Source organism: Curtobacterium sp. DN_7.5 (assembly GCF_022655355.1).
GTDB lineage: Bacteria > Actinomycetota > Actinomycetes > Actinomycetales > Microbacteriaceae > Curtobacterium > Curtobacterium luteum.
Genome location: NZ_CP093378.1, coordinates 3,389,278 through 3,416,139, shown reverse-complemented (window position 1 = coordinate 3,416,139; position 26,862 = coordinate 3,389,278). Strand labels below are relative to the sequence as shown.

Annotated in this window: 28 protein-coding genes; all 28 read left to right on the top strand. The window is 69.4% G+C overall.

The genetic code is table 11. The features are described 5' to 3' along the window. The first annotated feature begins 4 nt into the window (after positions 1-4). Positions 5-1,120 (top strand): hypothetical protein, encoded by a 1,116-nt coding sequence (locus MON03_RS16080; RefSeq protein ID WP_242089445.1) that lies wholly within the window; start codon positions 5-7, stop codon positions 1,118-1,120. Between the two features lie 455 nt (positions 1,121-1,575). Beyond that, the gene (gene rpsL, locus MON03_RS16075) at positions 1,576-1,944 is read left to right on the top strand and encodes a 30S ribosomal protein S12 (RefSeq protein WP_017885540.1); all 369 of its coding nucleotides are present in this window, start codon (positions 1,576-1,578) and stop codon (positions 1,942-1,944) included. A 4-nt stretch (positions 1,945-1,948) separates the two neighbouring features. Further along, a complete protein-coding gene (rpsG, locus tag MON03_RS16070) occupies positions 1,949-2,419 on the top strand; it encodes a 30S ribosomal protein S7 (RefSeq protein WP_022903294.1) in 471 nt (156 codons plus the stop codon). A 91-nt stretch (positions 2,420-2,510) separates the two neighbouring features. Further along, on the top strand, positions 2,511-4,625 hold the full coding sequence (gene fusA, locus MON03_RS16065; RefSeq protein WP_022903293.1) for an elongation factor G: 2,115 nt from the start codon (positions 2,511-2,513) through the stop codon (positions 4,623-4,625). A gap of 138 nt (positions 4,626-4,763) precedes the next feature. Further along, positions 4,764-5,951, top strand: coding sequence for an elongation factor Tu (gene tuf / locus MON03_RS16060; protein WP_022903292.1), 1,188 nt, complete (start codon positions 4,764-4,766; stop codon positions 5,949-5,951). Between the two features lie 365 nt (positions 5,952-6,316). After that, a complete protein-coding gene (locus MON03_RS16055) occupies positions 6,317-14,818 on the top strand; it encodes an isopeptide-forming domain-containing fimbrial protein (protein WP_242089443.1) in 8,502 nt (2,833 codons plus the stop codon). An 85-nt stretch (positions 14,819-14,903) separates the two neighbouring features. After that, entirely contained in the window at positions 14,904-15,881 is a 978-nt protein-coding gene (locus MON03_RS16050; RefSeq protein ID WP_242089442.1) for a DNA topoisomerase IB, read from the top strand. Between the two features lie 80 nt (positions 15,882-15,961). Further along, complete coding sequence (locus MON03_RS16045) at positions 15,962-16,774, top strand: DarT ssDNA thymidine ADP-ribosyltransferase family protein (protein WP_022903287.1); 813 nt, start codon at positions 15,962-15,964, stop codon at positions 16,772-16,774. A 526-nt stretch (positions 16,775-17,300) separates the two neighbouring features. Beyond that, positions 17,301-17,609: a 30S ribosomal protein S10 gene (gene rpsJ, locus MON03_RS16040; RefSeq protein WP_022903286.1), complete on the top strand. Its 309-nt coding sequence runs from the start codon at positions 17,301-17,303 to the stop codon at positions 17,607-17,609. A gap of 12 nt (positions 17,610-17,621) precedes the next feature. Further along, positions 17,622-18,275, top strand: coding sequence for a 50S ribosomal protein L3 (gene rplC, locus MON03_RS16035; RefSeq protein ID WP_022903285.1), 654 nt, complete (start codon positions 17,622-17,624; stop codon positions 18,273-18,275). A 2-nt stretch (positions 18,276-18,277) separates the two neighbouring features. Next, positions 18,278-18,937 carry a 50S ribosomal protein L4 gene (gene rplD / locus MON03_RS16030; RefSeq protein WP_031273244.1) on the top strand — a complete coding sequence of 220 codons (660 nt, stop codon included), beginning with the start codon at positions 18,278-18,280 and terminating at the stop codon, positions 18,935-18,937. After that, positions 18,934-19,233, top strand: coding sequence for a 50S ribosomal protein L23 (gene rplW / locus MON03_RS16025; protein WP_022903283.1), 300 nt, complete (start codon positions 18,934-18,936; stop codon positions 19,231-19,233). The genes rplD and rplW overlap by 4 nt, the downstream gene beginning before the upstream one ends. Before the next feature lie 19 nt (positions 19,234-19,252). Next, on the top strand, positions 19,253-20,092 hold the full coding sequence (gene rplB, locus MON03_RS16020) for a 50S ribosomal protein L2 (protein ID WP_022903282.1): 840 nt from the start codon (positions 19,253-19,255) through the stop codon (positions 20,090-20,092). An 11-nt stretch (positions 20,093-20,103) separates the two neighbouring features. Then, on the top strand, positions 20,104-20,385 hold the full coding sequence (gene rpsS, locus MON03_RS16015; RefSeq protein WP_017885529.1) for a 30S ribosomal protein S19: 282 nt from the start codon (positions 20,104-20,106) through the stop codon (positions 20,383-20,385). A 25-nt stretch (positions 20,386-20,410) separates the two neighbouring features. Then, positions 20,411-20,803, top strand: a complete 393-nt coding sequence (rplV, locus tag MON03_RS16010; protein ID WP_058725380.1) for a 50S ribosomal protein L22 — start codon at positions 20,411-20,413, stop codon at positions 20,801-20,803. After that, the gene (gene rpsC, locus MON03_RS16005; RefSeq protein WP_022903280.1) at positions 20,803-21,600 is read left to right on the top strand and encodes a 30S ribosomal protein S3; all 798 of its coding nucleotides are present in this window, start codon (positions 20,803-20,805) and stop codon (positions 21,598-21,600) included. The genes rplV and rpsC overlap by 1 nt, the downstream gene beginning before the upstream one ends. Before the next feature lie 2 nt (positions 21,601-21,602). After that, positions 21,603-22,022 carry a 50S ribosomal protein L16 gene (gene rplP / locus MON03_RS16000; protein ID WP_022903279.1) on the top strand — a complete coding sequence of 140 codons (420 nt, stop codon included), beginning with the start codon at positions 21,603-21,605 and terminating at the stop codon, positions 22,020-22,022. Then, entirely contained in the window at positions 22,022-22,342 is a 321-nt protein-coding gene (gene rpmC, locus MON03_RS17400) for a 50S ribosomal protein L29 (protein ID WP_022903278.1), read from the top strand. The genes rplP and rpmC overlap by 1 nt, the downstream gene beginning before the upstream one ends. After that, positions 22,342-22,626, top strand: a complete 285-nt coding sequence (rpsQ, locus tag MON03_RS15990) for a 30S ribosomal protein S17 (RefSeq protein WP_022903277.1) — start codon at positions 22,342-22,344, stop codon at positions 22,624-22,626. Before rpmC ends, rpsQ begins: the two co-directional genes overlap by 1 nt. 31 nt (positions 22,627-22,657) lie before the next feature. Continuing rightward, positions 22,658-23,026, top strand: a complete 369-nt coding sequence (gene rplN, locus MON03_RS15985) for a 50S ribosomal protein L14 (protein WP_017885523.1) — start codon at positions 22,658-22,660, stop codon at positions 23,024-23,026. Between the two features lie 3 nt (positions 23,027-23,029). Further along, positions 23,030-23,389, top strand: coding sequence for a 50S ribosomal protein L24 (rplX, locus tag MON03_RS15980; protein ID WP_022903276.1), 360 nt, complete (start codon positions 23,030-23,032; stop codon positions 23,387-23,389). Beyond that, complete coding sequence (gene rplE, locus MON03_RS15975; protein ID WP_022903275.1) at positions 23,389-23,979, top strand: 50S ribosomal protein L5; 591 nt, start codon at positions 23,389-23,391, stop codon at positions 23,977-23,979. Before rplX ends, rplE begins: the two co-directional genes overlap by 1 nt. Positions 23,980-24,129: 150 nt before the next feature. Then, positions 24,130-24,528 (top strand): 30S ribosomal protein S8, encoded by a 399-nt coding sequence (rpsH, locus tag MON03_RS15970; protein WP_022903274.1) that lies wholly within the window; start codon positions 24,130-24,132, stop codon positions 24,526-24,528. A gap of 6 nt (positions 24,529-24,534) precedes the next feature. Continuing rightward, the gene (gene rplF, locus MON03_RS15965) at positions 24,535-25,071 is read left to right on the top strand and encodes a 50S ribosomal protein L6 (protein WP_242089440.1); all 537 of its coding nucleotides are present in this window, start codon (positions 24,535-24,537) and stop codon (positions 25,069-25,071) included. A gap of 2 nt (positions 25,072-25,073) precedes the next feature. Continuing rightward, a complete protein-coding gene (rplR, locus tag MON03_RS15960; RefSeq protein WP_031273242.1) occupies positions 25,074-25,445 on the top strand; it encodes a 50S ribosomal protein L18 in 372 nt (123 codons plus the stop codon). Beyond that, a complete protein-coding gene (gene rpsE / locus MON03_RS15955) occupies positions 25,442-26,161 on the top strand; it encodes a 30S ribosomal protein S5 (RefSeq protein WP_022903271.1) in 720 nt (239 codons plus the stop codon). The genes rplR and rpsE overlap by 4 nt, the downstream gene beginning before the upstream one ends. Then, entirely contained in the window at positions 26,161-26,346 is a 186-nt protein-coding gene (gene rpmD / locus MON03_RS15950; RefSeq protein ID WP_031273241.1) for a 50S ribosomal protein L30, read from the top strand. Before rpsE ends, rpmD begins: the two co-directional genes overlap by 1 nt. Then, on the top strand, positions 26,343-26,807 hold the full coding sequence (gene rplO, locus MON03_RS15945; RefSeq protein ID WP_031273239.1) for a 50S ribosomal protein L15: 465 nt from the start codon (positions 26,343-26,345) through the stop codon (positions 26,805-26,807). Before rpmD ends, rplO begins: the two co-directional genes overlap by 4 nt. Positions 26,808-26,862 lie beyond the last annotated feature (55 nt).

The window sequence follows — 26,862 nt, the reverse complement described above, 5'->3', positions numbered from 1 at the left end:
CACCATGACCGACCAGGACCACGGCGGCGGCTGGGGAGCCGTCCCGCCCGTCGACGTTATCCGTGGCACGACCGCGGCCACCGCGCGCCCGCCCCGGAAGCGCATGCGCCGCGGTCCCCTCGTGGCGATCGTCGCCGGGGTCGCGGCACTCGTGCTGCTCGTGGTCGGCGGCGGCATCGGCCACGCGAACGGGATGAGCACGCACGCAGCGGACCGCCCGGTGCGGGCCTTCCTCGACGACCTCGCGGCGGGCAGGGCGTCGGCCGCCCTCGCCGCGGCCGGCATCGAGCACGACGCGAGCGACGTCCTGCTCACCGACGCCGCGTACGCGAAGGCGAAGCGCACGGTCACCGGGTACCGCGTCGCAGCGGTCCGAACGAGCGGCGACAGCGCATCCGTCACCGCCTACCTGCGACAGGGCGGCCAGGACGTCTCCGCGGTCTTCGACCTGACCCGCACCGGCACCGACTGGGGGGTGTTCCCGGTCTGGCAGCTGCAACCCCCGCGCCTCGGCACCGTCGACGTGTCGGTCCGCGGTCCGTCCCGCACACCGCTCCGGGTCGCGGGGAAGTCGGTCACGACGTCGAAGGGCGGCACGGCGTCCCTCAGCGCCCTGCCGGGCACTTACGACGTCGCCGTCCGCGGCGGGGAATGGGTCCGGTCCGACTCGGCGTCCGCCTTGGTCAGCGGCTTCGGCGGCACGGCGTCGAGTCCGGTCGCGCTCACGGCCTCCCTCACATCGGCGGGCGAGCGCGCCGCGACGAAGGCGGTCGACGCGTGGGTCGACGGCTGCATCGCGTCGCACGACCCGGCTCCGTCGGGTTGCAGCTTCTACGCCTACGGCGAGGACCCGTCGTACACGTACACGAACGAGCGCTGGACGCTCGGCACGCGCCCGGTGGTGTCGGTCGGTGCGTGGTCCTCCGAGGGCTGGCTGGTCACCACCACCACCTACGGCCGGGCGACGTTCTCGGCGGACATCTCCGGGCCGGGCGGCGTGGGCACCGCCACGGCCGGGCCGATGAACGTCAACGCGAGCGGGTACATCACGGGCATCGGCGCCGACGGCGCCACGTTCCGTTCCGCGGTCGCTCCGGTCTCCTCCGAGTCCGGTTCCTGACGGCGCGGCGCACCGGCCTGGAGGCCCGCCCCGCGACCCGACGTCGCCCCGCGACCCCGACGGTGGGCCACGCGACCGGCGGTGCGAGGATCCGCGCAGCGTGCGAGGCGCATGCCCTCGCACGCTGCGCGGAGCCTCGCACGACGCGGGCCCGCCCGCGGGTCCGCCCGCGGCCCCGCCGCCCCCGCGACCACGCGCCGGACGGGTGTTCGCCGTGGGCGGTGCCCACGGGCCTCCAGGGCGACGCGCCCGGATTGATTTCGCGTGGTGGCGCGGGTAGGCTCTACCGGGTGTGCGCCCTCGGGCGCGCCCGAAAAGTCCGGTCGGCCGACGGCCGCAACCGGACCGATCCGTCCCCCACTGATCCCTCCGCCGACAGGCGGTCCTCGGTGTGGGACGAGGAAGCCGGCGGTCCGCGCCGGCCGGAGAGCACGAGCGAAGAACCAGGAGAACAGTTGCCTACCATCCAGCAGCTGGTTCGCAAGGGTCGTACGCCGAAGGTCACCAAGACCAAGGCGCCCGCCCTGAAGGCGAACCCCCAGCAGCGTGGTGTCTGCACCCGCGTCTACACCACCACCCCCAAGAAGCCGAACTCGGCACTGCGCAAGGTCGCTCGTGTCAAGCTCTCGAACGGCACCGAGGTCACGGCCTACATCCCCGGTGAGGGCCACAACCTCCAGGAGCACTCGATGGTGCTCGTCCGCGGCGGTCGTGTGAAGGACCTGCCCGGTGTCCGCTACAAGATCATCCGCGGTGCGCTCGACACGCAGGCCGTGAAGAACCGTAAGCAGGCGCGTAGCCGCTACGGCGCGAAGAAGGGTTGAGTCAATGCCTCGTAAGGGTCCCGCTCCCAAGCGTCCCGTCGTCGCAGACCCGGTCTACGGCGCGCCGATCGTCTCGCAGCTCGTGAACAAGATCCTGCTGGACGGCAAGAAGGGCCTCGCCGAGCGCATCGTCTACGGTGCACTCGAGGGCGTCTCCGCCAAGAACCAGCAGGACGCCGTCGCGACGCTCAAGAAGGCGCTCGACAACGTCCGTCCGACCCTCGAGGTCCGTAGCCGCCGCGTCGGTGGCTCGACCTACCAGGTCCCGGTCGAGGTCAAGCCGCACCGCGCGAACACCCTCGCGCTCCGCTGGCTGACCTCGTACGCCAAGGCCCGCCGCGAGAAGACGATGACCGAGCGTCTCATGAACGAGATCCTCGACGCGTCGAACGGTCTCGGTGCCGCGGTCAAGCGCCGTGAGGACACGCACAAGATGGCCGAGTCGAACAAGGCCTTCGCCCACTACCGCTGGTAGTCCCGGCACCGTCCCGGGGCGCCGGCGGCCACAAACCCCGGCGCCCCGTGACGGACGCCCATCTCTCCTACAACTCTTCCGGAGGAACCCTGTGGCACAGGACGTGCTCACCGACCTGAACAAGGTCCGCAACATCGGCATCATGGCGCACATCGATGCCGGCAAGACCACGACGACCGAGCGCATCCTGTTCTACACGGGCATCACGCACAAGATCGGTGAGGTCCACGACGGCGCTGCGACGATGGACTGGATGGCGCAGGAGCAGGAGCGCGGCATCACGATCACGTCGGCCGCGACGACCTGCTTCTGGGACAACAACCAGATCAACATCATCGACACCCCGGGTCACGTGGACTTCACGGTCGAGGTGGAGCGCTCGCTCCGCGTCCTCGACGGTGCGGTCGCCGTCTTCGACGGCAAGGAGGGCGTGGAGCCCCAGTCCGAGACCGTGTGGCGTCAGGCGGACAAGTACGACGTCCCGCGCATCTGCTTCGTCAACAAGATGGACAAGCTCGGCGCCGACTTCTACTTCACCGTCGACACGATCGTCAACCGCCTCGGTGCGGAGCCCCTCGTGCTCCAGCTCCCGATCGGTGCCGAGAACGACTTCGTCGGTGTCGTCGACCTCATCGAGATGCACGCCAAGGTCTGGCCGGGCGACGCCAAGGGTGATGTCACCATGGGCGCCCAGTACGAGGTCCAGGAGATCCCCGCGGACCTCCAGGCCCGTGCCGAGGAGTACCGCGCCAAGCTCATCGAGCGCGTCGCCGAGTCCGACGACGCCCTCCTCGAGAAGTTCTTCGACGGCCAGGAGCTCACGAAGGACGAGATCCGCGCGGGCATCCGCAAGCTGACGATCGCCTCCGAGGTCTACCCGGTCCTCTGCGGCTCGGCGTTCAAGAACCGCGGTGTCCAGCCGATGCTCGACGCCGTCATCTCGTACCTCCCGTCGCCGCTCGACGTCCCGCCGATGATCGGCCACGACGTCAAGGACGAGGAGAAGGAGATCATCCGCAAGCCCGACGCCTCCGAGCCGTTCTCGGCCCTGGCGTTCAAGGTCGCGGTGCACCCCTTCTTCGGTCGCCTGACCTACGTCCGCGTCTACTCGGGCTCGATCGAGTCGGGTGCCCAGGTCATCAACTCGACCAAGGGCAAGAAGGAGCGCATCGGGAAGATCTTCCAGATGCACTCCAACAAGGAGAACCCGGTCGACAACGTGACCGCGGGCCACATCTACGCGGTGATCGGCCTCAAGGACACCACCACCGGTGACACGCTCTGCGACCCGAACGACCAGGTCGTCCTCGAGTCGATGACGTTCCCGGAGCCGGTGATCGAGGTCGCCATCGAGCCGAACACGAAGGCCGACCAGGAGAAGCTCTCCACGGCCATCCAGAAGCTCGCGGAAGAGGACCCGACGTTCCGCGTCGAGCTCAACGCCGAGACCGGTCAGACCACGATCAAGGGCATGGGCGAGCTCCACCTCGACATCCTGGTCGACCGCATGAAGCGTGAGTTCAAGGTCGAGGCGTCGGTCGGCAAGCCGCAGGTGGCCTACCGCGAGACCCTGACCAAGCCGGTCGAGCGCTACGACTACACCCACAAGAAGCAGACCGGTGGTTCCGGTCAGTTCGCGAAGGTGCAGATCGCGCTCGAGCCCATGGAGGTCACGGCCGAGAAGGTCTACGAGTTCGAGAACGCCGTCACCGGTGGCCGCGTCCCGCGCGAGTACATCCCGTCGGTCGACGCCGGTATCCAGGACGCCATGCAGGTCGGCATCCTCGCGGGCTACCCGACGGTGGGCGTGAAGGCCATCCTCAAGGATGGCCAGTCGCACGACGTCGACTCGTCCGAGATGGCGTTCAAGATCGCCGGTTCGATGGCCTACAAGGAAGCCGCCCGCAAGGCCGGCCCGGTCATCCTCGAGCCGATCATGGCCGTCGAGGTCCGCACGCCCGAGGAGTACATGGGCGACGTGATCGGTGACCTCAACTCCCGTCGTGGCCAGATCGCCTCGATGGAGGACGCTTCGGGCGTCAAGGTGGTCCGCGCGAGCGTGCCGCTGTCCGAGATGTTCGGCTACGTCGGCGACCTCCGGTCGAAGACCTCTGGTCGCGCCGTCTACTCGATGACCTTCGAGACCTACGCACAGGTCCCGGCCAAGGTCTCCGAGGAGATCGTCGCGAAGAGCAAGGGGGAGTAGCGCTCCAGCGCTGCTCCACAGGCGAGGGCGCCCGGCGACGGGCCCCTCGTCACCAAGTACAGTAAAGACACACACCCTGCAGGCCAACGGTCGTGACCGACCGGGGGCATGCTTTCCGAGTCCTGAGGAGGACCCACAGTGGCCAAGGCCAAGTTCGAGCGCACCAAGCCGCACGTCAACATCGGAACCATCGGTCACGTCGACCACGGCAAGACCACGCTCACGGCGGCGATCACCAAGGTTCTGCACGACCAGTACCCGGACCTCAACGAGGCTCGCGACTTCGCGCAGATCGACAACGCTCCCGAGGAGCGCCAGCGCGGCATCACGATCAACATCTCGCACGTCGAGTACCAGACCGAGAAGCGCCACTACGCGCACGTCGACGCCCCGGGTCACGCCGACTACGTGAAGAACATGATCACGGGTGCGGCGCAGATGGACGGCGCGATCCTCGTGGTCGCCGCCACCGACGGCCCGATGCCCCAGACGCGTGAGCACGTCCTGCTCGCCCGCCAGGTCGGCGTCCCCTACATCGTGGTCGCGCTGAACAAGTCCGACATGGTGGACGACGAGGAGATCCTGGAGCTCGTCGAGCTCGAGGTCCGCGAGCTCCTCGGCTCGCAGGAGTTCGACGAGGACGCCCCCGTCGTGCAGGTCTCCGCTGTCGGCGCCCTCAACGGCGAAGAGAAGTGGGTCAAGTCCGTCCAGGACCTCATGGCCGCCGTCGACGAGAACGTCCCGGACCCGGTGCGCGCCACCGACCAGCCGTTCCTCATGCCGATCGAGGACGTCTTCACGATCACCGGTCGTGGCACCGTCATCACCGGCCGTGTCGAGCGTGGCACGCTGAACGTCAACGAAGAGGTCGAGATCGTCGGCATCCGCCCGACGCAGAAGACCACCGTCACCGGCATCGAGATGTTCCGCAAGCTGCTCGACTCGGCTGAGGCCGGCGACAACGCGGGTCTGCTCCTCCGTGGCCTCAAGCGTGAGGACGTGGAGCGCGGCCAGGTCGTCGTCAAGCCGGGTACGGTCACGCCGCACACGAACTTCGAGGCGAACGCGTACATCCTGACCAAGGACGAGGGTGGGCGTCACAACCCGTTCTACGCGAACTACCGCCCGCAGTTCTACTTCCGCACCACCGACGTCACGGGTGTCATCACCCTGGACGAGGGCACCGAGATGGTCATGCCCGGTGACACCGTGCACATGTCGGTCGAGCTGATCCAGCCGATCGCCATGGAGGAGGGCCTCCGCTTCGCCATCCGTGAGGGTGGTCGTACGGTCGGCGCCGGTACGGTCGAGAAGATCAACAAGTAACTCCGGTCACCTGTTGCAGCGGGGTCGGGCCTTCGGGTCCGGCCCCGCTGTCGTCGTTCCGCCACGGTGCAGCCGCCGTGCCCCGGGCGACCACCCACCGGACGGGAGGCACGGCTCACCACGTGAGCGGTGCCTCCCGTCCGTCGTGTGGCCGATCCGGAACGTGTCCCCACAAGGTGGGACGACGTGTACCCCACTCGGGGTGTTGTTGCGGTTTGCCGCAACTCGATACCGTCGAGTCGCGAGGCCGAACCGGCCCCGTGTGGTGACCCGAACACCCGCCTTCTCCGGCGCAGGACCCTGCCTGCCCGTCGTCGTCGCGCGCTGCTTTCGTGTTGCTGGACGCCGACCCGAAGGCACCCTCGATGCGCCCCACCCTGCTCTCCGTCCGTCCCCGCGCGCTCGCGATGCTCGTCGTGACGGCCCTCCTCGCCGGGCTGCTCGCCGTCGTCGCGATCGCGCAACCCGCTGCCGCGGACTCCGTGATCAGTGTGTCGGCGAAGGCTCCGACGTCGGTCCTCAGCGGCGCTCCCGCGACCGTGACGCTCACGGCGAAGAACAGCACGTCGACGTCGAGTGGGACGGCCCTGTACAACCTCGGGTACTCGTACACGCTGCCTCCGGGGGTCTCCTACGTCGCCGGCTCCGCGACCGCGGACGGCCAGACGTTGCCCGATCCCGTGCAGTCGTCGCTCGCGAACAACGCCGGGACGCTGCTCGTGTTCTCGAACGTGTCGGACCTGGTCGCGGGTGACCAGAAGTCGATCGCGTTCCGGGTCATGCCGTCGACCACGACGTTCCCGGTCGGGACGTCCTTCACGGGCACGGCACAGGTGGCCGGGAGCGGTGACGCGCGCATGGTCCCGACGTTCGACGGCACGGGGAAGCCGGCGACCAACACCACGAACTCCGCCACGGCGACGTCGAACGCGACGGCCGTCTCCGCGATCACGGTGTCGAAGGCCGAGGCGAGCCCCGAGCACGAGCTGGTCCGTGGTGTCCACGCGCACCCGACCGTCTACACGCTCACCGTGCAGAACACCGCGACGGCACCGAGCAACAACGTGACCGTCACCGACTACCTGCCGGCCGGACTCGAGTTCCTGCAGTGCGGCGGCGTCGACAACACCACGACCGGCCCGGAGTACCCGGGTGCCCCGGACCTGACGGCGGCCACGTCCACGAACGCCACCGGCACGCTCACCACGGCGAACTGCGCGACCCCGGTCAGCGTCAGCACCGTGGACAACGTCCCCGGCCAGGGGGCCGCCGTGTTCACCAAGGTCGTCTGGAACATCGCCCAGCTGACCAACACGCCCGTCACGATCCAGTACCTCGCCGCGGTGCCGCTGCGCTCGAACACGATGACGTTCCGGTCCGGCAGCGCGACCGCGCCCGCGCGGACCTCGGCCGCGCTGGCGAGCACCGCGAACCTCGACAACAACACGGGTGCGTCGACGCGGCAGAACGGCGCCAGCACGACGTCGAACGGTCAGTCGGAGCAGAACCTCGTCACCGCGGCCGGCACCTACACGGGCACGGTCGGTGGCACGGCCACCGCGGCGCAGAGCGCGTCGGACTCGATGACCGTCGAGGCGATGGACCTCGCGGTGGCGAAGTCGGTCGACACCGGCACCAGCGGCAACGTCTTCGCGGCGGGCAAGCAGGCGACGTACTCGCTCCTCGTCCGCACGAGCGAGTACGAGTCCTCGCAGGGGATCACCCTCACCGACACGATCCCGGACGGCCTCTGCCCCGCGTTCCCGGCAGGCACGAAGACCACGGGGACGTTCCCCGCCGACTGCGACCCGAACCAGGTCTCGTCGTTGGACCAGCCGATGACGAACGCGACCGTCGACTCGGTCGCCTACGACGCGTCCGCCGGCACGTTCACGATGGCGTTCCACATCGCGGACCAGCAGACCGACGGCTCACTGACGGTGTCCTACAAGGCGCTCATGCGGACCGCCTACTCGGTCACCGGGTCCGGCGGTCCGACGGCCGCGGGCGACCGCTTCACCAACACGGTGCAGATGCAGGGCACCTCGACCGGAGTGCACGGCGACACCGGGACCACTGCGGTGGCTGACGACTCCCAGGCGTCGATCGTGTCGAACAGCCCGGCGATCGCGAAGGCCGTCCTGCCCCGCAGCCAGAGCAACGGCGTGACGAAGGCGTCCGACTGCACGGCGTCGACCCGGACCGGCTACACCACGACGACCCCGTCCGAGGCGTTCCAGCTCGGTGACGTCGTCTGCTTCCGCCTGCGGGTGGACTTCCCGGCGGGCGTCCAGAGCCGCAACGCGACCGTCACCGACATGCTCCCCGTCGGGACGTCCGCGGCGGGGTCGAGCTGGGCCGAGGGCACCGACTGGACCTACGGCACCGAGAGCACCGTGCCGCAGTCCGACGTGGCGCTGACGTCGTCGTCGTCGACCACGGGCTCCTTCGCCGTCGGGCACAAGGTCGGCGGCGCGACCGGCACCTACGTCGACGGCGACGGCCAGGCAGTCAGCCTCGTCCTCTACGTCGCAGCGAAGATCGGGGCGCAGGGATCTTCGGCCACGAAGCCGGACATCGTCGCGAACCTCATGAAGTTCGCGCAGCAGAACACCGCCGGGTCGGTCACGAGCCTCCGTTCTCAGGTCGGGTACACGGTCGCGGGCACCCCGACGGCGACCCTGGCGAAGGACATCGTCCTCGCCGACGGCTCCACGGTCTCGAACCCGGCGAACACGGTCGAGGGCCAGAAGCTCGGCTACCGACTCACGGTGGGCAACACCCCGGCGTCGGGGACGTCGAACGACATCGCGAACGTCGTCGTGTGGGATGCGCTCCCCACGAACGTGACCTGCGCCATGATCACGACCATCTCGGACGCGGGGTCCTGCGGGGCTGCGCCGACCGGCGCCGCCACGAAGTACGCGAACAACGCCTACCTCGTCTGGACGATCCCCTCGATCGCCGCGAGCGCCACCAAGACCCTCACCTACGACTTCACCGTGCCGACGCCCGGCTACGTCGGTACCGCGTTCGTCAACAACGCCTCCGTCGTGTCGTTCACCACCGCGACCGACTCCGGCGCCAGCACCACGTGGATCCCGAAGCGCGGGGCGAACTCCACTTCCTCGTCCACCGCCGGAACCGGCCAGGGCACCGCGCCGCAGGCCGACAAGCAGCGGAGCATCGCCATCCCCGGCGTCGCGGTCACGAAGACCGGCGCGGCGACGAGCGGCTCCTCGACCAACCTCTCCGGCGACACCGCGGCCCCGGGTCAGGCGCTGCAGTACACCTACTCGGCCACCGTGCCGTCGAAGAGCAGCGTCGCGAGCGCCACGCTCGTCGACCCGCTGCCGTCCGGTGTGGCGATCACGTCGGACTCGAGCTGGACCCTGACCTTCCCGGACGGCACCACCACGATCACCGTCCCGGCGTCCGCGCAGGGCACGGACGTCACGGGGACGTGGAACGGGCAGACGTACACGCTGACCGGCACCAGCTCACGCGCGGGTGACGTGGTCTTCCCGAGCACCTTCGACAACACGACCGGCGCGGCGGCGACGTTCACGGTGACCGTGACCGGACTGCGCGCCAGCGCGGGTGTCGGGAACTTCCCGACCGGTGCCGGTAGCGGCTTCTCCACGGCCTCGCTCGCCAACACCGCGACCTTCACCTCGACGCCCCGCGGCGGCACGAAGTACTCCGCCAGCGCGACGAAGACCATCGCCGTGCAGGCGCCGCAGCTCGGGGTCACGAAGACCGACGACCTCGGCGGGCGCACGGTCGCGGGCGGCGACACCGTGACCTGGACGCTCACCGCGAAGAACACCGCCGGTTCGGCGGAGTCGCGCTCGACGATCGTCGCGGACTGCTTCCCGGACGCGCTCACCCTCACGTCGAGTTCCTCCGCCGAGACCACGCTGACGGACGCGCAGCAGGCGGCGTTCGGCTCCTGCCCGTCGGGTACCACGGTCCACGCGTGGGACGTCGGCACCCTCGCGGCGGGTGCATCGAAGACCATCACCGTCGTCGCCACCGTCAAGCAGGACGCCCCCGCCGGGCAGACCTACCGCAACACCGCGCGCGTCCTCGGGTCGTCGTTGACCACCGACTACGCGACGGCGAACCGCTCCTACGTCCAGGTCGCCCAGGCCACGGACGACGTCACGGTGTCCGGCCCGTCGATCGTCAAGACGCTCACCACGCCGACCTGGGACGCCACGACGGGTGCATCGACCGGGACCACGACGACCGACCCGTCGCGCACCGACGCCGCAGCCGTCCGTCCGGGCGACGCCGCGACGTACACCCTGACGACGACGATCCCCGCGAACGTCGCGCTGTTCGACGCGCAGGTGACCGACGTGGTCCCCGCCGGCCTGAGCCCCAGCGGGCCGCCGTCGGTGTCGGTCTCCGGCAGCGGTGTCACCGCCTCGGTCCGGGTCTCCGGCAACACGGTGACCGTGAGCGTCTCCGACATCACCACCGGCCTCGACCACGCCGTGACCGTCACGACCGAGATCCCGGTCACGGTCGGCGCCGACCAGCGCGCCGGCGCAACCTCGTCCAACCAGGCGACGTTCGCGTGGGACCGGTCGTCGAAGGGCGCCGCGCCGACCGACGCGTCGACCACGTCGAACCCCGCGAACGCGACGGTCGTCGCACCCTCGCTCGCGATCGCCAAGACCGCGAAGGTCGGGTCGCAGACGGGCACCGACGTCAAGGCCGAGCCCGGCCAGACGATCACCTACACGGTGACCACCACCGACACCGGTTCACCGGCGTACGGCACGGCCGTGACCGACTGCGTCCCGGCCGGCATCGTGGTGGACGACTCGTCGCTCGAAGCCGACCGTGCGCAGCGCGACACCGATGCCAGCTGCCCGGGCGGCCGCATCACCTGGCCGTCCGCCGTCATCGGCGCCGGTGCCACCGTGACGCACACGTACACCGCGACGCTCGCCGACGACGTGACGCTCACGGGTGCTGCTCTCGTCAACACCGCCTCGACCGGCACCTACCGGTCGCTGTCGTCCGGCGGTGCGAGCTACCAGGAGGCGAGCGCGACCGCGAAGGTGACCCCGGCGTTCCCGTCGGTCGCCGTGACGAAGTCGAACGACACCGTCGGCGGGCTGAGCTACGTCGGCGTGCCCTCGGACTTCTCGGTGACGTTCACGAACACCGGCAGCGCCGCGGCGTCGGTGTCCGCGAAGGACGTGCTCCCGGACAACTGGCGGTACCAGCGCGGCAGCGCCACCGTCGCACGCGACGGCGGCGCAGCGGCAGCCGTCGCCGACCCGAGCGTGAGCGGGTCGACGCTCACGTGGTCGGACCTCGGGACGCTGGGCGCGAACAGCACGCTCGTGCTCCGCTACCGAGCGGTACCGGGTACGGACGCCACCAGGGACCCGGGAGCGGGTACCTCCGTCGCGCACACGAACCACGTCACCGCGACCGCCACGAGCGCCTCGGGCGGCACGGGCTCCGCGAAGGGCTCGTTCGTCACCTACCCGGGCGGTGGCGACGACGCTTCCGCCGTGGCCCGCATCGCCGCAGCCGACCTGGCGGTGACGAAGACCGCGACGAAGCGGCAGGTCGTCGCGGGCGCCACCACGGCGAAGGCCTGGACGATCCAGATCGCGAACACCGGTGACGACGCCGCGCACGGCACGACCGTCGTGGACCGGACGCCCGCCCTACCGGACGGCGCCGCCCTCGCCTTCTCGGGCTCCGGCTGGACCTGCACGCCCGTCGACGGCGGCTGGTCGTGCGTCAACGGCGCCACCGTCGCCGCGGGTTCGTCCTTCCCGGAACTCGACGTCGCCCTGACGCTGCCCGCCGATGCCGCGCTCGACCCCATCACGAACACCGCGACCATCGCCCAGGGCACCGGCCAGACATTCGACCCGGACGCGACGAACGACCGCGACTCCGCCACCGTCACGCCGGTCGCGATCGCCGACCTCGCGCTGACGAAGACCGGACCCGCCTCGGTCCGTGCGGGCGGCACGGTGAGCTGGACGCTCGACGTGCGGAACCTCCGGGACCCGTCCGAGCAGAGCACGTCCGACGCGCGCGGCACCGTGACGGTGTCGGACACCCTGCCGGACACCGTGACCGCGGTCGACGCCTCCGGTGACGGTTGGGACTGCACCGTGGCGGGCAACACCGTCACCTGCACCCGCGACGGTCTGGCGAGCGGGACCGGCGCACCCGTCATCACCGTCGTCGCCACCGTGCACGCCGACGTCACCCGCGACCAGACGGTGGACAACACCGCGGAGGTCGCGGTCGACCCGGAGCGGACGACCGATCCGAACACGGCGAACGACACCGACGACGCCACGAGCACCGTCGACGACTCGACCACGCTGACGATCGCCAAGGCCTCCGACGGCACGCTCGTCGCCGGCTCCACCGCGGACTGGACGATCACCGTGACCGACACCGGCACGGCCGACGCGCGGCACGTGCAGGTCACCGACGCCCTCGGGTCCGGCACGGAGCTCGCCGGCAGCGGCGCGCAGACGGACGGTGGGTGGACCTGCGACGCCCCGACCGGTTCACGAGACCGGGTCACGTGCGACCTCGACGGCACGCTCGCCGCGGGGAAGAGCACGACGTTCACCCTCACCGTCAGCACGCCCTCGTCGCTCGACGGACGCCTCGACAACACGGCCGTCGTGACGGCCGACAACGCCGTCACGCAGAGCGCGCTCGCGAACAGCGACGCCACGCAGACCGCGGGGCTGTCGGTGGAGAAGACGGCCGACGTCCGCACGGTCGACGCCGGTCGTGACGTCACGTACACGATCACGGTCGCGAACCCCGACGGACCGAGCGACCTCCCCGCCGGGGACGCCACGACCCCGAGCGTCCGCGTGCAGGACACCCTGCCCGCCGGCGTGGACTTCGTCGGGCTCGACGCTGCGACGGCCCAGCACTGGACGCTCGAGTCGAACACGGGTCGGGTGCTCACGCTCACCAGCACGGACGGGATCGCCGCGGGCGCGACCGACCCCGACGCCATCGTGCTGACCGTGCACGTCCCCGCGTCCACTGACGCCGGCGACCTCGTCAACACGGTGACGGCAGCGCCCGTCACCGCGAAGGGTGCCACGGCCCAGGACGACGCCACCGTCACGGTGACCACCCACGCCGGCCTCTCCATCGTCAAGGAGCGCACGAGCGCCCCCACGGCGGACGCCGGCACCGAGGTCACCTACGACGTCACCGTGCACAACGACGGCCCATCGGACGCCCAGCACGCCGTCTGGAGCGACACCGCCCCGACCGGCATGACCGTGACGAAGGTGACCACCGACGCCGACTCGTGGGAACGAGGCGCGGACGTCACGACCTGGTCGACGGACACCTTCGCGGCCGGAGACACCGCCGTGTTCCACGTCACCGCGGCGATCGCCTCCGGTACCCCGGCGGGCACGCTCCGCAACGTCGCCGCGGTGTCGAGCGCCACGAGTGACCCGAACAGCGACGACGACCGCTCCGGAGCCGACGTCGAGGTCACGACGCACGCGTCGCTCGGCCTGACCAAGACGCCGGTCGCCGCGGTCGGGGAGACCGCGGCCGTGAAGACCGTCACGGCCGGCACCGACCAGGTCTGGATGCTGCAGGTGCACAACGCCGGTCCATCGGACGCGCAGCCGACGACCGTCGTCACCGACGACCTGCCGGCCGGTCTGACGTTCCGAAGTGCGACCGGCGCGGGGTGGTCGTGCGACGCGACGACGACACCGGGAGCGGTCGTCTGCGACCTGTCGTCGACGGTCGTCGCCGGTCAGGACGCCCCGGCGCTCTGGCTGACCACCGCGGTGGCGTCCGGCTACACGTCGGACGCGCTCGTCAACACGGCGCGCGTCACGGCGTCGGGCACCCCGTCCGCCCCGGGGACGAACGGCAGCGCCGAGAGCCCGATCACGGTCGGTCGGACGGCCAACGTCGCGATCACGATCGGTCACACCGGGACGGCCGTCATCGGGAAGGACCTGCCCGAGACGATCCAGGTCCGGAACGACGGGTCGTCGGACGCCGACGCGGTCACGGTGACGTACACACTGCCGAAGGGACTCACCTACGTCTCCACCGAGGCGGACCCACGCTGGGCGGTCGCGTCGGTCGAGGAGCACGCGGACGGCACCACCACGGTGACCTTCACGCTCGACGGCCCCCTCGTCGCCGGAACGCTCGCTCCTGCGATCACGGTGCACCAGACCGTGACGGCCGACGCCTACCCCGGCGTCGAGCCGACGGCGACGGTGACCACCACGACGTCCGAGACGACGACCGAGGACAACGACGACGCGGACGAGATCGCCGTCGCTCCGGCCTCGGCGCTGTCGGTGACGAAGACGCACACCGGAGCAGTGGTCCGCGGGAAGACGGTCGGCTACACGGTGACGGTCCGCAACGACGGCCTCACCGAGGACCCGGGCCCCGTCGTCGTGACGGACCGCCTGCCGGCGGGACTCACCCTGGTCAGCGTCGACGACGGCGGTGCGGCGACGTGCACGGACGGTCGGACGGTCGCCTGCACGCTGACCGAGGCGCTGCCGGTCGACTCGGCAGTCGCGTTCCAGATCACGGTGCGGGTCGCGGACGACGCACCGGACCGGATCACGAACACCGCGAGCGTCTCGACCCCCACGCTGCAGTCCGAGTCCTCCGCACAGACCCTCCGACCGGGTGACCCGACGCGGGTGAGCGACCCGGCGGCCGTCAGCGGCCAGCCGCGTGGCGACCTGGCCTTCACGGGAGCGGCCGGACTCGGGCTCGGGGCGCTGATCGCGCTGCTCGCGCTGGCAGCGGGCGGAGTCCTGCTGGTCCTGCGGCGTCGCCGACGCGCGTAGCCGGCACCGGGACGGACGGGAGGCACGGATCACCGCGATCCGTGCCTCCCGTCCGTCACAGGGTCGGGTGGGCATGCTCGGAGGAGTGACCCGTCTCCGACGCTCAGCGACCGGCGGTCGCGGCTACCACCGCGTCCGCGCCGGCCGCGGCTTCTCGTACCGCGATCCCGACGGCGCGACCGTGACGGACCCGGAGCTGCGCCAGCGTTTCGACGACCTCGTCATCCCGCCGGCGTGGACCGAGGTCTGGATCTCCCCCTACGACAACGGCCACATCCTCGCGACCGGGATCGACGGCGCGGGACGACGGCAGTACATGTACCACCCGGGCTGGCGCGAACGGATGGACCGGATCAAGTACGACCGGGCACTCGCCCTCGCCGAGTCCCTGCCGACGGCCCGACGGATGGTGACGCAGGACCTCAGGCGTCCGGAACCGGACCGGCAGCGGGCGCTCGCCGCGGCCTTCCGGATGCTCGACCAGGGGTCGCTCCGCGTCGGCTCCGAGCGCTACGCCACGGAGCACGGCAGCCGCGGCCTCTCGACCCTGCTCTGCGCACACGCCCACGTCTCGGGCGACGACATCGAGCTCGACTTCCCCGGCAAGAGCGGGCAGGAGTGGTCGTCCTCGATCCACGACCCCGACCTCGCGACCGTCATCGCGGGCATGAAGCGCCGCGGTCCGAACGCCCGCCTGCTCTCGTTCCGCGAACGGCGCGGGGCTGAGTGGGAGCTGCTGTCGGCCGAGGACATCAACGCCTACGTCAAGGAGCGGGCCGGCGACGAGTTCACCGCGAAGGACTTCCGCACGCTGCACGGCACGGTCGCCGCGGCTGTGGACCTCGCGAAGACCGGGCTGCAGTCGAGCCAGGCGAAGCGGAAGAAGGCGGTGTCGCACGCGGTGAAGGCCGCGAGCGAGGAGCTCGGGAACACCCCGACCGTGTGCCGGCAGAGCTACATCGACCCGCGCCTGCTCGACGCGTACGACCACGGCGAGACCATCGACCCGGCGCGGTTGCACGCGGCCGAGTCCGAGGTGCGTGCACTGCTCTACCGGCAGTGACCTCGGAGTCCGCCGGATGACGTACCGTTGACCACCGTGCCGCCCACCCCACATCCGGCACGGAAGGACCCTCGACAGTCGTGACCGACGAGTGCATCCACGGTTTCCCCACCGAACTCTGCGACATCTGCGCGCCCCGTCAGCGGGAGACCCCCGCCGAGCCCGCAGCCCCGGCACCCCGCCGGACCCGCATCACCACCGACCTCCGCTCCACCCCCGCCCCCGCACGCGTCCCCGGCGGCCCGCTCCGCTCGGCCGTCCCCGACCTGCCCGAGCCGCGCGTGTTCGCCTCCCTGCGGGCGCACCACGCCACCCACATCGACAACCTGCCCGGGATCGTCGCGGCGGGCGCGATCACGGCCGCCGTCGACACCGTGCCGGTCGTGGACGTCAGCTCGACGGCCACCCGTGCGGCGCGGTCCGAGGCGTCCGCCCCCGACGGCTCGCCGGTCGCGGCCCACGTGACGTTCTCCCTGTCGCCCGACGCCACACGCTGGGACGAGCTCCGACGCGGCGCCGAGGGGGAGCGGTGGTCCGACGCGGCCCGCCGGACGCGAGCGACCGACTACATCGTGCTCGTCGTGCCCGTCGCGGCGTTCGGCGCCTCGGTGATCGTCGCCGACCAGGACGCCGAGGCCGAGGACGTCCGGTTCGCCGTCGGCCCGGACGCCGCGACGAACCTCATCCGTCGCACCGACTTCACCGACCCGGAGATGCACGGCCTCGAGCTGCTCGCCGGGCCGAGCGTGCCGTTCTCCTCCGTCGCCGTGATCGGCGTGCCGAACGACCGCGCCCGCCAGGAGGTGAAGTCGATCCTCGCCGAGCACGGCGGCCACGCGCCCCGCGTCGCCGTCTTCCCGCCGTGGTTCGTGCCGCCGGTGACCGCCGAGTAGCACCCTCCTGCGGACGTCGTCAGCGTGCCCTCCCGACCACGTCGGGAGGGCACGCCGCGTGTCGGGGCGGGGCGTGCCTCCAGAGCGTCCGATCCCCGGGAATCCGGGGGACTGGACCGGTCCCGACACGCCCGTGATCCGCGACACGCCCGGGTTGCACGGATCCTGTGCCTGTGCGAGACTTGTCCGGTTCCGAATTCCGCAGGGCGCTCGCGCCCGCAGGATCACTGCTCTGGCAGTGCACAACCCCCTTGTTCAGCAGGGCTGGGTTGGGCCGCAGGCAGCAGAACACGATCGAATCCCTCGCGAAGCGCCACGAGCACTGCTGTGCCCGGAGCGTGGGGGAAGCGACATGCCCACGCTGGACGGCCCCGGTCGCCCCGCGCGGTTGACAGGAGAACAGCGGTCATCCCCCAGTGGATGCGGCCGGTTGGTTCAGGAAAACAGCCGAGCCGTGCAGGAATGCACGGTCACGGCGGCGTCAGGCGGCCCGAGGGTGCGCGGCGCAGAGAGGACAGAGAGACACATGGCGGGACAGAAGATCCGCATCCGGCTCAAGTCGTACGACCACGAGGTCATCGACACGTCGGCCCGGAAGATCGTCGACACGGTGACCCGTGCCGGTGCGACCGTGGTCGGCCCGGTGCCGCTCCCCACCGAGAAGAACGTGGTCACCGTGATCCGTTCTCCCCACAAGTACAAGGACTCGCGCGAGCACTTCGAGAAGCGCACGCACAAGCGGGTCATCGACATCGTCGACCCGACGCCGAAGGCCGTCGACTCGCTCATGCGACTCGACCTCCCGGCCGACGTCAACATCGAGATCAAGCTGTAAGGGGGCTGACCAATGGCGAACTCCACCAAGACCGTCAAGGGCCTCCTCGGCAAGAAGCTCGGGATGACCCAGGTGTGGGATGAGAACAACAAGTTCATCCCCGTGACCGTGATCGAGGTCGGCCCGAACGTGGTCACCCAGATCCGCAACGTCGAGCGCGACGGCTACGAGGCGATCCAGATCGCCGCCGGTGCCATCGACCCGCGCAAGGTCAACAAGCCGGCCGCCGGCCACTTCGAGGCCGCAGGCGTGACCCCGCGTCGCACCCTCACCGAGATCCGTACCAACGACTCCGCTGAGTACACGCTCGGCCAGGAGCTCACCGTCGACACGTTCGAGGCGGGCCAGAAGGTCGACGTCGTCGGTACGTCCAAGGGCAAGGGCTTCGCCGGTGTCATGAAGCGCCACGGCTTCGCCGGCGTCTCGGCATCGCACGGTGCGCACCGCAACCACCGCAAGCCCGGTTCGATCGGCGCCTCGTCGACCCCGTCGCGTGTCTTCAAGGGCATGCGCATGGCCGGTCGCATGGGCGGCGAGCGCGTGACCGTCCTCAACCTCACGGTGCACGCCGTCGACGCCGAGAAGGGTCTGCTGCTCGTCAAGGGCGCCGTCCCCGGTGCTCGTGGCCGCTCCGTCTTCGTCCGCACCGCCGTGAAGGGTAAGTGATCATGGCCACCGAGACCGCAACCACGATCGACGTCCTCGACGCGACTGGCGCCGTCGCCGGCAGCATCGAGCTGCCCGCTGCGCTCTTCGACGTCGAGACCAACGTCCCGCTGATCCACCAGGTCGTCACCGCGCAGCTCGCCGCCGCGCGTCAGGGCACCCACAAGACCAAGAACCGCGGCGAGGTCCGCGGTGCTGGTCGCAAGCCGTTCAAGCAGAAGGGCACCGGCCGCTCCCGTCAGGGTTCGGTCCGCGCTCCGGAGCACACCGGCGGTGGCGTCGTCCACGGACCGACCCCGCGCGACTACTCGCAGCGCACCCCGAAGAAGATGATCGCCGCGGCACTGCTCGGCTCGCTCTCGGACCGCGCCCGCGGTGGCCGCATCGCCGCTGTGGAGTCCTTCGTCCCGGCCGAGGTGCCGTCGACGAAGACCGCCCGCACGCTCCTCGAGAAGGTCGCGCCCGTCAAGAACGTGCTCGTCGTGCTCGAGCAGGACGACGAGCTCACGCTCAAGTCGATCCGCAACCTGCCGGGTGTCCACGCACTCTCGTACGGCCAGCTCAACGCCTACGACGTGCTCAAGTCCGACGCCCTCGTCTTCAGCAAGAGCGCACTCGACGCCTTCATCGCGTCGAAGTCCGCGAAGGAGGTCTCCGCATGAGCGGCTTCAACAAGGACCCGCGCGACATCATCATCTCGCCGGTCGTCTCGGAGAAGAGCTACGGCCTGATCGACCAGGGCAAGTACACGTTCATCGTGGACCCCCGTTCGAACAAGACCGAGATCAAGCTCGCCATCGAGAAGATCTTCGACGTCAAGGTCGCGAGCATCAACACGCTGAACCGCCCGGGCAAGACCCGTCGCACGCGTTTCGGCATGGGCAAGCGCAAGGACACCAAGCGCGCCATCGTGACGCTCAAGTCCGGTTCGATCGACATCTTCACGGCTGTCGGCTGAGGACCTTTAGGGATTAATCATGGCTATTCGTAACTACAAGCCGACGACCCCCGGTCGTCGCGGCTCGTCGGTCGCCGACTTCGCTGAGATCACCCGTTCGACGCCGGAGAAGTCGCTGCTTCGTCCGCTGCCGAAGACCGGTGGGCGCAACAGCTCCGGCCGCATCACGACCCGTCACATCGGTGGTGGCCACAAGCGCCAGTACCGCGTGATCGACTTCCGTCGTCACGACAAGGACGGCGTCGACGCCAAGGTCGCGCACATCGAGTACGACCCGAACCGCACCGCGCGCATCGCGCTCCTGCACTACGTGGACGGCACGAAGCGCTACATCATCGCGCCGAACAAGCTCAAGCAGGGCGACGTCGTCGAGCAGGGCCCCGGGGCTGACATCAAGCCCGGCAACAACCTGCCGCTGCGCAACATCCCGGTCGGTACCGTCATCCACGCGATCGAGCTCCGGCCCGGTGGCGGCGCGAAGATGGCCCGCTCCGCCGGCGCCTCCGTGCGTCTCGTCGCCAAGGACGGCCCCTACGCGCAGCTGCGCCTGCCGTCGGGCGAGGTCCGCAACGTCGACGCCCGCTGCCGCGCCACCATCGGCGAGGTCGGCAACGCCGAGCAGTCCAACATCAACTGGGGCAAGGCCGGCCGCATGCGCTGGAAGGGCGTCCGCCCGACCGTGCGTGGTGTCGCCATGAACCCGGTCGACCACCCGCACGGTGGTGGTGAGGGCAAGACCTCCGGTGGTCGTCACCCGGTCAGCCCGTGGGGTCAGGCCGAGGGCCGGACGCGCAAGCCGAACAAGCCGAGCGACAAGCTCATCGTCCGTCGCCGTAACGCCGGCAAGAAGCGCAAGTAGGAGTTCAGAAGATGCCACGCAGTCTGAAGAAGGGCCCCTTCGTCGACGAGCACCTGCTCCGCAAGGTCGTCACGCAGAACGAGGCCAACACCAAGAACGTGATCCGCACCTGGTCGCGTCGCTCGATGATCGTCCCGAACATGCTCGGGCACACGATCGCCGTGCACGACGGCCGCAAGCACATCCCGGTGTTCGTCACCGAGTCGATGGTCGGTCACAAGCTCGGCGAGTTCGCGCCGACCCGCACCTTCCGTGGTCACGTGAAGGACGACAAGAAGGGCCGTCGCCGCTAACGCGGGGACGCAGAGGAGGAACGAAATGGTGGAGTCGATCGCACGCGTGCGACACATCCGCGTCACGCCTCAGAAGGCCCGTCGCGTCATCGAGCTGATCCGCGGCAAGCAGGCCCACGAGGCGCTCGCCATCCTGAAGTTCGCGCCGCAGGCCGCTTCGGAGCCCGTGTACAAGCTGGTCGCCTCGGCGATCGCGAACGCCCGGGTGAAGGCGGACTCGACGAACAGCTTCCTCGACGAGCGCGACCTCTACGTGAGCCGCGTCTTCGTCGACGAGGGCACGACCCTGAAGCGGTTCCAGCCGCGCGCCCAGGGCCGCGCCTTCCGCATCAACAAGCGCACCAGCCACATCACGGTCGTCCTCGCGACGCCGGAAGAGGCTGAGGCCGCCGCGACGAGCAAGAAGGCGAGCAAGTAATGGGCCAGAAGGTCAACCCGTACGGCTTCCGTCTCGGGATCACGACGGACCACGTCTCGCACTGGTTCACCGACAGCACCAAGGCCGGTCAGCGCTACGCCGACTACGTGGCCGAGGACATCAAGGTGCGCGAGTACCTGAAGAAGACCCTCGACCGTGCCGGCGTCGCCCGCATCGAGCTCGAGCGCACCCGTGACCGTGTCCGCGTGGACATCCACACGGCGCGTCCGGGCATCGTCATCGGTCGTCGCGGTGCCGAGGCCGAGCGCGTCCGCGGCGAGCTCGAGAAGCTCACCAAGAAGCAGATCCAGCTCAACATCCTCGAGGTCAAGAACCCCGAGACCGAGGCCCAGCTCGTCGCGCAGGGCATCGCCGAGCAGCTCTCCGCCCGTGTCGCGTTCCGTCGCGCCATGCGCAAGGGCCTGCAGGGTGCGCAGCGCGCCGGCGCCAAGGGTGTCCGCATCCAGGTGTCGGGTCGTCTCGGTGGCGCCGAGATGTCGCGCTCGGAGTTCTACCGCGAGGGCCGCGTGCCCCTGCACACGCTCCGCGCGAACATCGACTACGGCTTCTACGAGGCCCGGACCACGTTCGGCCGCATCGGCGTGAAGGTCTGGATCTACAAGGGCGACATCACGAACAAGGAGCTCGCTCGCGAGCAGGCGAACCAGCGTTCGTCGCGCCCGGAGCGTCGTGGCGGCCCCCGTGGCGAGCGCGGCGACCGTCGTGGCGGCGACCGTGGCGGCCGTCAGCAGCAGGCCCCGCAGGACGCGCCGGCCGGCGCAGGAGTTGAGGCGTAACCATGCTTATCCCCCGTCGAGTCAAGCACCGCAAGCAGCACCACCCGAAGCGTTCGGGTCAGGCGACCGGTGGTACCAAGGTCAGCTTCGGCGACTTCGGTATCCAGGCCCTCACCCCGGCCTACGTGACGAACCGGCAGATCGAGTCCGCTCGTATCGCCATGACGCGTCACATCAAGCGTGGCGGCAAGGTGTGGATCAACATCTACCCGGACCGCCCGCTCACCAAGAAGCCGGCTGAGACCCGCATGGGTTCCGGTAAGGGCTCGCCCGAGTGGTGGGTCGCCAACGTCAAGCCGGGTCGTGTGCTCTTCGAGCTCTCCGGCGTCAACGAGGACATCGCCCGTGAGGCGCTGACCCGTGCAATCCACAAGCTGCCCCTCAAGGCACGCATCATCAAGCGCGAGGAGGGCGACGCATAATGGCGATCGGTTCCAAGGAGCTCCGTCCGACGGAGCTCGACACGTTCGAGAACGAGCGTCTTGCTGACGAGCTGAAGAAGGCCAAGGAGGAGCTGTTCAACCTCCGCTTCCAGTCGGCCACCGGCCAGCTGGAGAGCCACGGCCGCCTCCGTGCCGTCAAGCGCGACATCGCCCGTATCTACACCGTCCTCCGCGAGCGCGAGCTCGGCATCCGTGCCACCCCCGCGCCCGTCGAGACCGCCACCAAGGCCAAGAAGACGACGAAGAAGGCTGACAAGCCGGCCGAGTCGACCGAGGCCGAGACCGCCGAGGAGAACTGATGGCGAACGAAGAGAACACCTCCGCCGCCTCCACCCGCGGCTACCGCAAGACGCGCCGTGGCTACGTGACGAGCGACAAGATGGACAAGACCATCGTGGTCGAGGTCGAGGACCGCGTGAAGCACGCGCTCTACGGCAAGATCATCCGCCGCACGTCCAAGGTGAAGGCCCACGACGAGCTCGGCACCGCTGGTGTCGGCGACCTCGTCGTGATCAGCGAGACCCGTCCCCTCAGCGCCTCCAAGCGCTGGCGCCTGGTCGAGATCCTCGAGAAGGCCAAGTAGGCCGCGGCCTGCTTCGGAATAGGAGACAGCAGTGATTCAGCAGGAATCCCGCCTGAAGGTCGCCGACAACACGGGTGCCAAGGAGATCTTGACCATCCGCGTGCTCGGTGGCTCGGGTCGTCGCTACGCCGGTCTCGGTGACGTCATCGTCGCCACGGTGAAGGACGCCATCCCCGGCGGCAACGTGAAGAAGGGTGACGTCGTCAAGGCCGTCATCGTTCGCACCAAGAAGGAGACCCGTCGTCAGGACGGCTCCTACATCAAGTTCGACGAGAACGCGGCAGTGATCCTCAAGGCTGACGGCGACCCGCGCGGCACGCGCATCTTCGGTCCGGTCGGTCGCGAGCTCCGTGACAAGAAGTTCATGAAGATCATCTCGCTCGCGCCGGAGGTGCTGTAAGCCATGGCGAACATCAAGAAGGGTGACCTCGTCGAGGTCATCACGGGCGCCACGCAGGAGCGTGGCGGCGACCGCGGCAAGCAGGGCAAGGTCATCGAGGTGCTCCGTGACTCGGAGCGCGTCGTCGTCGAGGGCGTGAACTTCGTCACGAAGCACGTCCGCGTCGGCCAGACCCAGCGTGGTTCGAAGACCGGTGGCATCGAGCAGCACGAGGCTCCGATCCACGTCTCGAACGTCGCGATCGTCGACCCGAAGACCAAGAAGCCGACGCGCGTCGGTTTCCGTACCGAAGAGGTGGAGAAGGACGGCGTCAAGAAGACCGTCCGGGTCCGCTACGCCAAGAAGTCGGGTGAGAAGCTCTGATGACCGACACGACTGCCGCGCCGGCGACCAAGGTCGAGCCGCGCCTCAAGCAGAAGTACAAGAACGAGATCAAGGCTGCCCTCACCGAGCAGTTCGGCTACGCGAACGTCATGCAGGTCCCCGGCCTGGTCAAGGTCGTCGTGAACACCGGCGTCGGCGAGGCCGCTCGCGACTCGAAGATCATCGAGGGGGCCATCAAGGACCTCACGGCGATCACGGGTCAGAAGCCCCAGGTCAACATCGCTCGCAAGTCCATCGCGCAGTTCAAGCTGCGCGAGGGCCAGGCGATCGGTGCGCACGTCACCCTCCGCGGTGACCGTGCCTGGGAGTTCCTCGACCGCCTGATCTCCCTCGCCCTGCCCCGCATCCGCGACTTCCGCGGCCTGAGCGACAAGCAGTTCGACGGGAACGGCAACTACACGTTCGGTCTCACGGAGCAGTCCGTGTTCCACGAGATCGACCAGGACCGCATCGACCGCGTGCGTGGCTTCGACATCACCGTCGTGACCACCGCGAAGACGGACGACGAGGGCCGCGCGCTGCTCAAGCAGCTCGGGTTCCCGTTCCGTTCGGCCGACCAGACGGTCTAAGATACTTCGGGCGGTGCGGGCCGGAGGATTCACGTCCTCCGGCCCGCACGCACGAACACACAGGTCCCCGGGAACCGCCTGGGGGCCCCGATCGCTCAGGTCGGCATTCGTGGAACGGGTGTCGAAACCAGGCGAGAATGGATACGCATCATGACGATGACCGATCCGGTCGCAGACATGCTGACCAGATTGCGGAACGCGAACTCGGCGCACCACGACGCCGTCTCGCTTCCCAGCTCCAAGCTGAAGAAGAACATCGCTGAGATCCTCAAGCGCGAGGGTTACATCAACGAGTGGAAGATCGAGGACGCCCGCGTCGGGCAGACCCTCACGATCGACCTGAAGTACGGCCCCGAGCGCGAGCGCTCGATCGCCGGCATCAAGCGCGTCTCGAAGCCGGGCCTCCGGGTCTACGCGAAGTCGACGGAGATCCCCCAGGTCCTCGGTGGCCTCGGCGTGGCGATCCTCTCGACGTCGTCCGGCCTCCTGACCGACCGCGAAGCCGAGCAGAAGGGCGTGGGTGGGGAAGTCCTCGCCTACGTGTGGTGATCGACAATGTCTCGAATCGGACGTCTTCCCATCGACATCCCCGCCGGCGTGACCGTCTCCATCGACGGCCAGACCGTGGCGGTCAAGGGCCCGAAGGGCGAGCTCGCGCTCGTCGTCGCTGAGCCCATCCAGGCCAAGGTCGAGGAGAACCAGGTCCTCGTCACCCGTCCGGACGACGAGCGCTCCTCGCGTTCGCTCCACGGCCTGACCCGCACCCTCATCGCGAACAACATCGTCGGCGTCACCCAGGGCTACTCCAAGGGCCTCGAGGTCGTCGGTACCGGTTACCGCGTGCAGGCGAAGGGCACCAGCGTCGAGTTCGCGCTGGGCTACTCCCACCCGATCACGGTCGAGCCGCCCGCGGGCATCTCGTTCGCCGTCGAGGGCAACAACAAGCTCACCGTGACCGGCATCGACAAGCAGGCCGTCGGCGAGGTGGCCGCCAACATCCGCAAGCTGCGCAAGCCCGAGCCCTACAAGGGCAAGGGTGTCCGCTACGCCGGCGAGATCGTGCGCCGCAAGGCCGGAAAGTCAGGTAAGTGATCATGGCTCTCGGTATCCGAGGAAAGAGCAAGTCGGCCGCCAAGGCGCGCCGTCACAACCGACTCCGCAAGAAGATCACCGGCACCGAGGCGCGTCCGCGTCTCGCCGTCACGCGTTCGTCGCGTCACGTGTTCGTGCAGGTCATCGACGACGCGAAGGGTCACACCCTCGCCAGCGCATCGACGATGGAGGCCGACCTCCGCTCGTTCGACGGCGACAAGACCGCCAAGGCCCGTCGCGTCGGCGAGATCCTCGCCGAGCGCGCGAAGGCCGCCGGCGTCGAGGCCGTGGTCTTCGACCGTGGTGGCAGCAAGTACGCCGGTCGCGTCGCCGCGATCGCCGATGGCGCCCGTGAAGGAGGGCTGAACCTGTGAGCGACACCGCGAACAACACCAGCAAGGAGACCACGGAGGCAGCGGCCACGGCCGAGCGTCCGGTCGAGACCGCCGCTGGTTCCGCGTCCAACAACCGCGACTCGGCCGACCAGCGCGGCCGTCGTGGTGGCGGTCGTGACCGTCAGCAGGGCCGCGACCGCAACAACCGCGGTGGCGACAGCCAGTTCCTCGAGCGCGTGGTGACCATCAACCGTGTGTCGAAGGTCGTCAAGGGTGGTCGTCGCTTCAGCTTCACGGCGCTCGTCGTCGTGGGTGACGGCAACGGCCTCGTGGGCGTCGGCTACGGCAAGGCCAAGGAGGTCCCCACGGCGATCTCCAAGGGCGTCGAGGAGGCGAAGAAGAACTTCTTCCGCGTCCCGCGCGTCGGCAACACCATCCCGCACCCGGTGCAGGGTGAGGCCGCTGCCGGTGTCGTGCTCCTGCGTCCGGCCGCTGCCGGTACCGGTGTCATCGCCGGTGGTCCGGTCCGCGCCGTCCTCGAGTGCGCTGGCATCCACGACGTCCTGAGCAAGTCGCTCGGCTCGTCGAACACCATCAACATCGTGCACGCGACCGTCGAGGCGCTGCAGCAGCTCGAGGAGCCCCGCGCGGTCGCAGTCCGCCGTGGCCTCGACGTCGACGCGGTCGTCCCGGCCCGTCTGCTGCGTGCGGAGGCCGCCGCCGCGCGTGCCGCGTCCGAGAAGGCAGGTGCGTGATGGCGATGCTGAAGATCACGCAGACGAAGTCCGTTATCAGCGAGAAGCAGTACCAGCGCGACACCCTGCGCAGCCTGGGCCTCAAGCGCATCGGCCGTACGGTCCTGCGTGAGGACAACGCCCAGAACCGCGGGTACATCGCGACGGTCGCGCACCTCGTGAAGGTCGAGGAGGTCGACGCATGAGCGACGAGAAGAACGAGCGCGTGCAGGTCCTGAAGCTGCACCACCTCCGCCCGGCCACCGGTGCGAAGAAGGACCGCACCCGTGTCGGTCGCGGTGAGGGCTCGAAGGGCAAGACCGCCGGCCGTGGTACCAAGGGTCAGAAGGCTCGGTACCAGGTCAAGGTCGGCTTCGAGGGTGGGCAGATGCCGCTGCACATGCGCACCCCGAAGCTCCGCGGGTTCAAGAACCCGTTCCGTGTCGAGTACCAGGTCGTGAACCTGGACAAGATCGCGGAGCTCTACCCGAACGGTGGCGACGTCACCGTGGCGGACCTGGTCGCCAAGGGCGCCGTCCGCAAGAACGAGAAGGTCAAGGTTCTCGGTCAGGGCGACATCAACGTGAAGCTCACGGTCTCGGTCGACAAGGTCTCGGCGTCCGCCGCCGAGAAGATCGCGGCTGCTGGCGGCACCGTCTCCCAGTAACCCCCGTCGGCGGCCCGTGCGTTTGCGCACGGGCCGCCGTTACGGTTTCCTTGAC

Excerpts from the sequence above, each read along its gene's own strand:
- MON03_RS16055 (WP_242089443.1), top strand. The coding sequence starts at position 6,317 with ATGCGCCCCACCCTGCTCTCCGTCCGTCCCCGCGCGCTCGCGATGCTC.
- rplD (WP_031273244.1), top strand. The coding sequence starts at position 18,278 with ATGGCCACCGAGACCGCAACCACGATCGACGTCCTCGACGCGACTGGC.
- rplX (WP_022903276.1), top strand. The coding sequence starts at position 23,030 with ATGGCGAACATCAAGAAGGGTGACCTCGTCGAGGTCATCACGGGCGCC.
- rpmD (WP_031273241.1), top strand. The coding sequence starts at position 26,161 with ATGGCGATGCTGAAGATCACGCAGACGAAGTCCGTTATCAGCGAGAAG.
- rplB (WP_022903282.1), top strand. The coding sequence starts at position 19,253 with ATGGCTATTCGTAACTACAAGCCGACGACCCCCGGTCGTCGCGGCTCG.
- rplE (WP_022903275.1), top strand. The coding sequence starts at position 23,389 with ATGACCGACACGACTGCCGCGCCGGCGACCAAGGTCGAGCCGCGCCTC.
- rplF (WP_242089440.1), top strand. The coding sequence starts at position 24,535 with ATGTCTCGAATCGGACGTCTTCCCATCGACATCCCCGCCGGCGTGACC.
- rplW (WP_022903283.1), top strand. The coding sequence starts at position 18,934 with ATGAGCGGCTTCAACAAGGACCCGCGCGACATCATCATCTCGCCGGTC.
- rpsQ (WP_022903277.1), top strand. The coding sequence starts at position 22,342 with ATGGCGAACGAAGAGAACACCTCCGCCGCCTCCACCCGCGGCTACCGC.
- rplP (WP_022903279.1), top strand. The coding sequence starts at position 21,603 with ATGCTTATCCCCCGTCGAGTCAAGCACCGCAAGCAGCACCACCCGAAG.
- rplR (WP_031273242.1), top strand. The coding sequence starts at position 25,074 with ATGGCTCTCGGTATCCGAGGAAAGAGCAAGTCGGCCGCCAAGGCGCGC.
- MON03_RS16080 (WP_242089445.1), top strand. The coding sequence starts at position 5 with ATGACCGACCAGGACCACGGCGGCGGCTGGGGAGCCGTCCCGCCCGTC.
- rpsC (WP_022903280.1), top strand. The coding sequence starts at position 20,803 with ATGGGCCAGAAGGTCAACCCGTACGGCTTCCGTCTCGGGATCACGACG.
- rplV (WP_058725380.1), top strand. The coding sequence starts at position 20,411 with ATGGTGGAGTCGATCGCACGCGTGCGACACATCCGCGTCACGCCTCAG.
- rplC (WP_022903285.1), top strand. The coding sequence starts at position 17,622 with ATGGCGAACTCCACCAAGACCGTCAAGGGCCTCCTCGGCAAGAAGCTC.
- rpsJ (WP_022903286.1), top strand. The coding sequence starts at position 17,301 with ATGGCGGGACAGAAGATCCGCATCCGGCTCAAGTCGTACGACCACGAG.
- rpmC (WP_022903278.1), top strand. The coding sequence starts at position 22,022 with ATGGCGATCGGTTCCAAGGAGCTCCGTCCGACGGAGCTCGACACGTTC.
- rpsG (WP_022903294.1), top strand. The coding sequence starts at position 1,949 with ATGCCTCGTAAGGGTCCCGCTCCCAAGCGTCCCGTCGTCGCAGACCCG.
- rplO (WP_031273239.1), top strand. The coding sequence starts at position 26,343 with ATGAGCGACGAGAAGAACGAGCGCGTGCAGGTCCTGAAGCTGCACCAC.
- rpsH (WP_022903274.1), top strand. The coding sequence starts at position 24,130 with ATGACGATGACCGATCCGGTCGCAGACATGCTGACCAGATTGCGGAAC.
- rpsS (WP_017885529.1), top strand. The coding sequence starts at position 20,104 with ATGCCACGCAGTCTGAAGAAGGGCCCCTTCGTCGACGAGCACCTGCTC.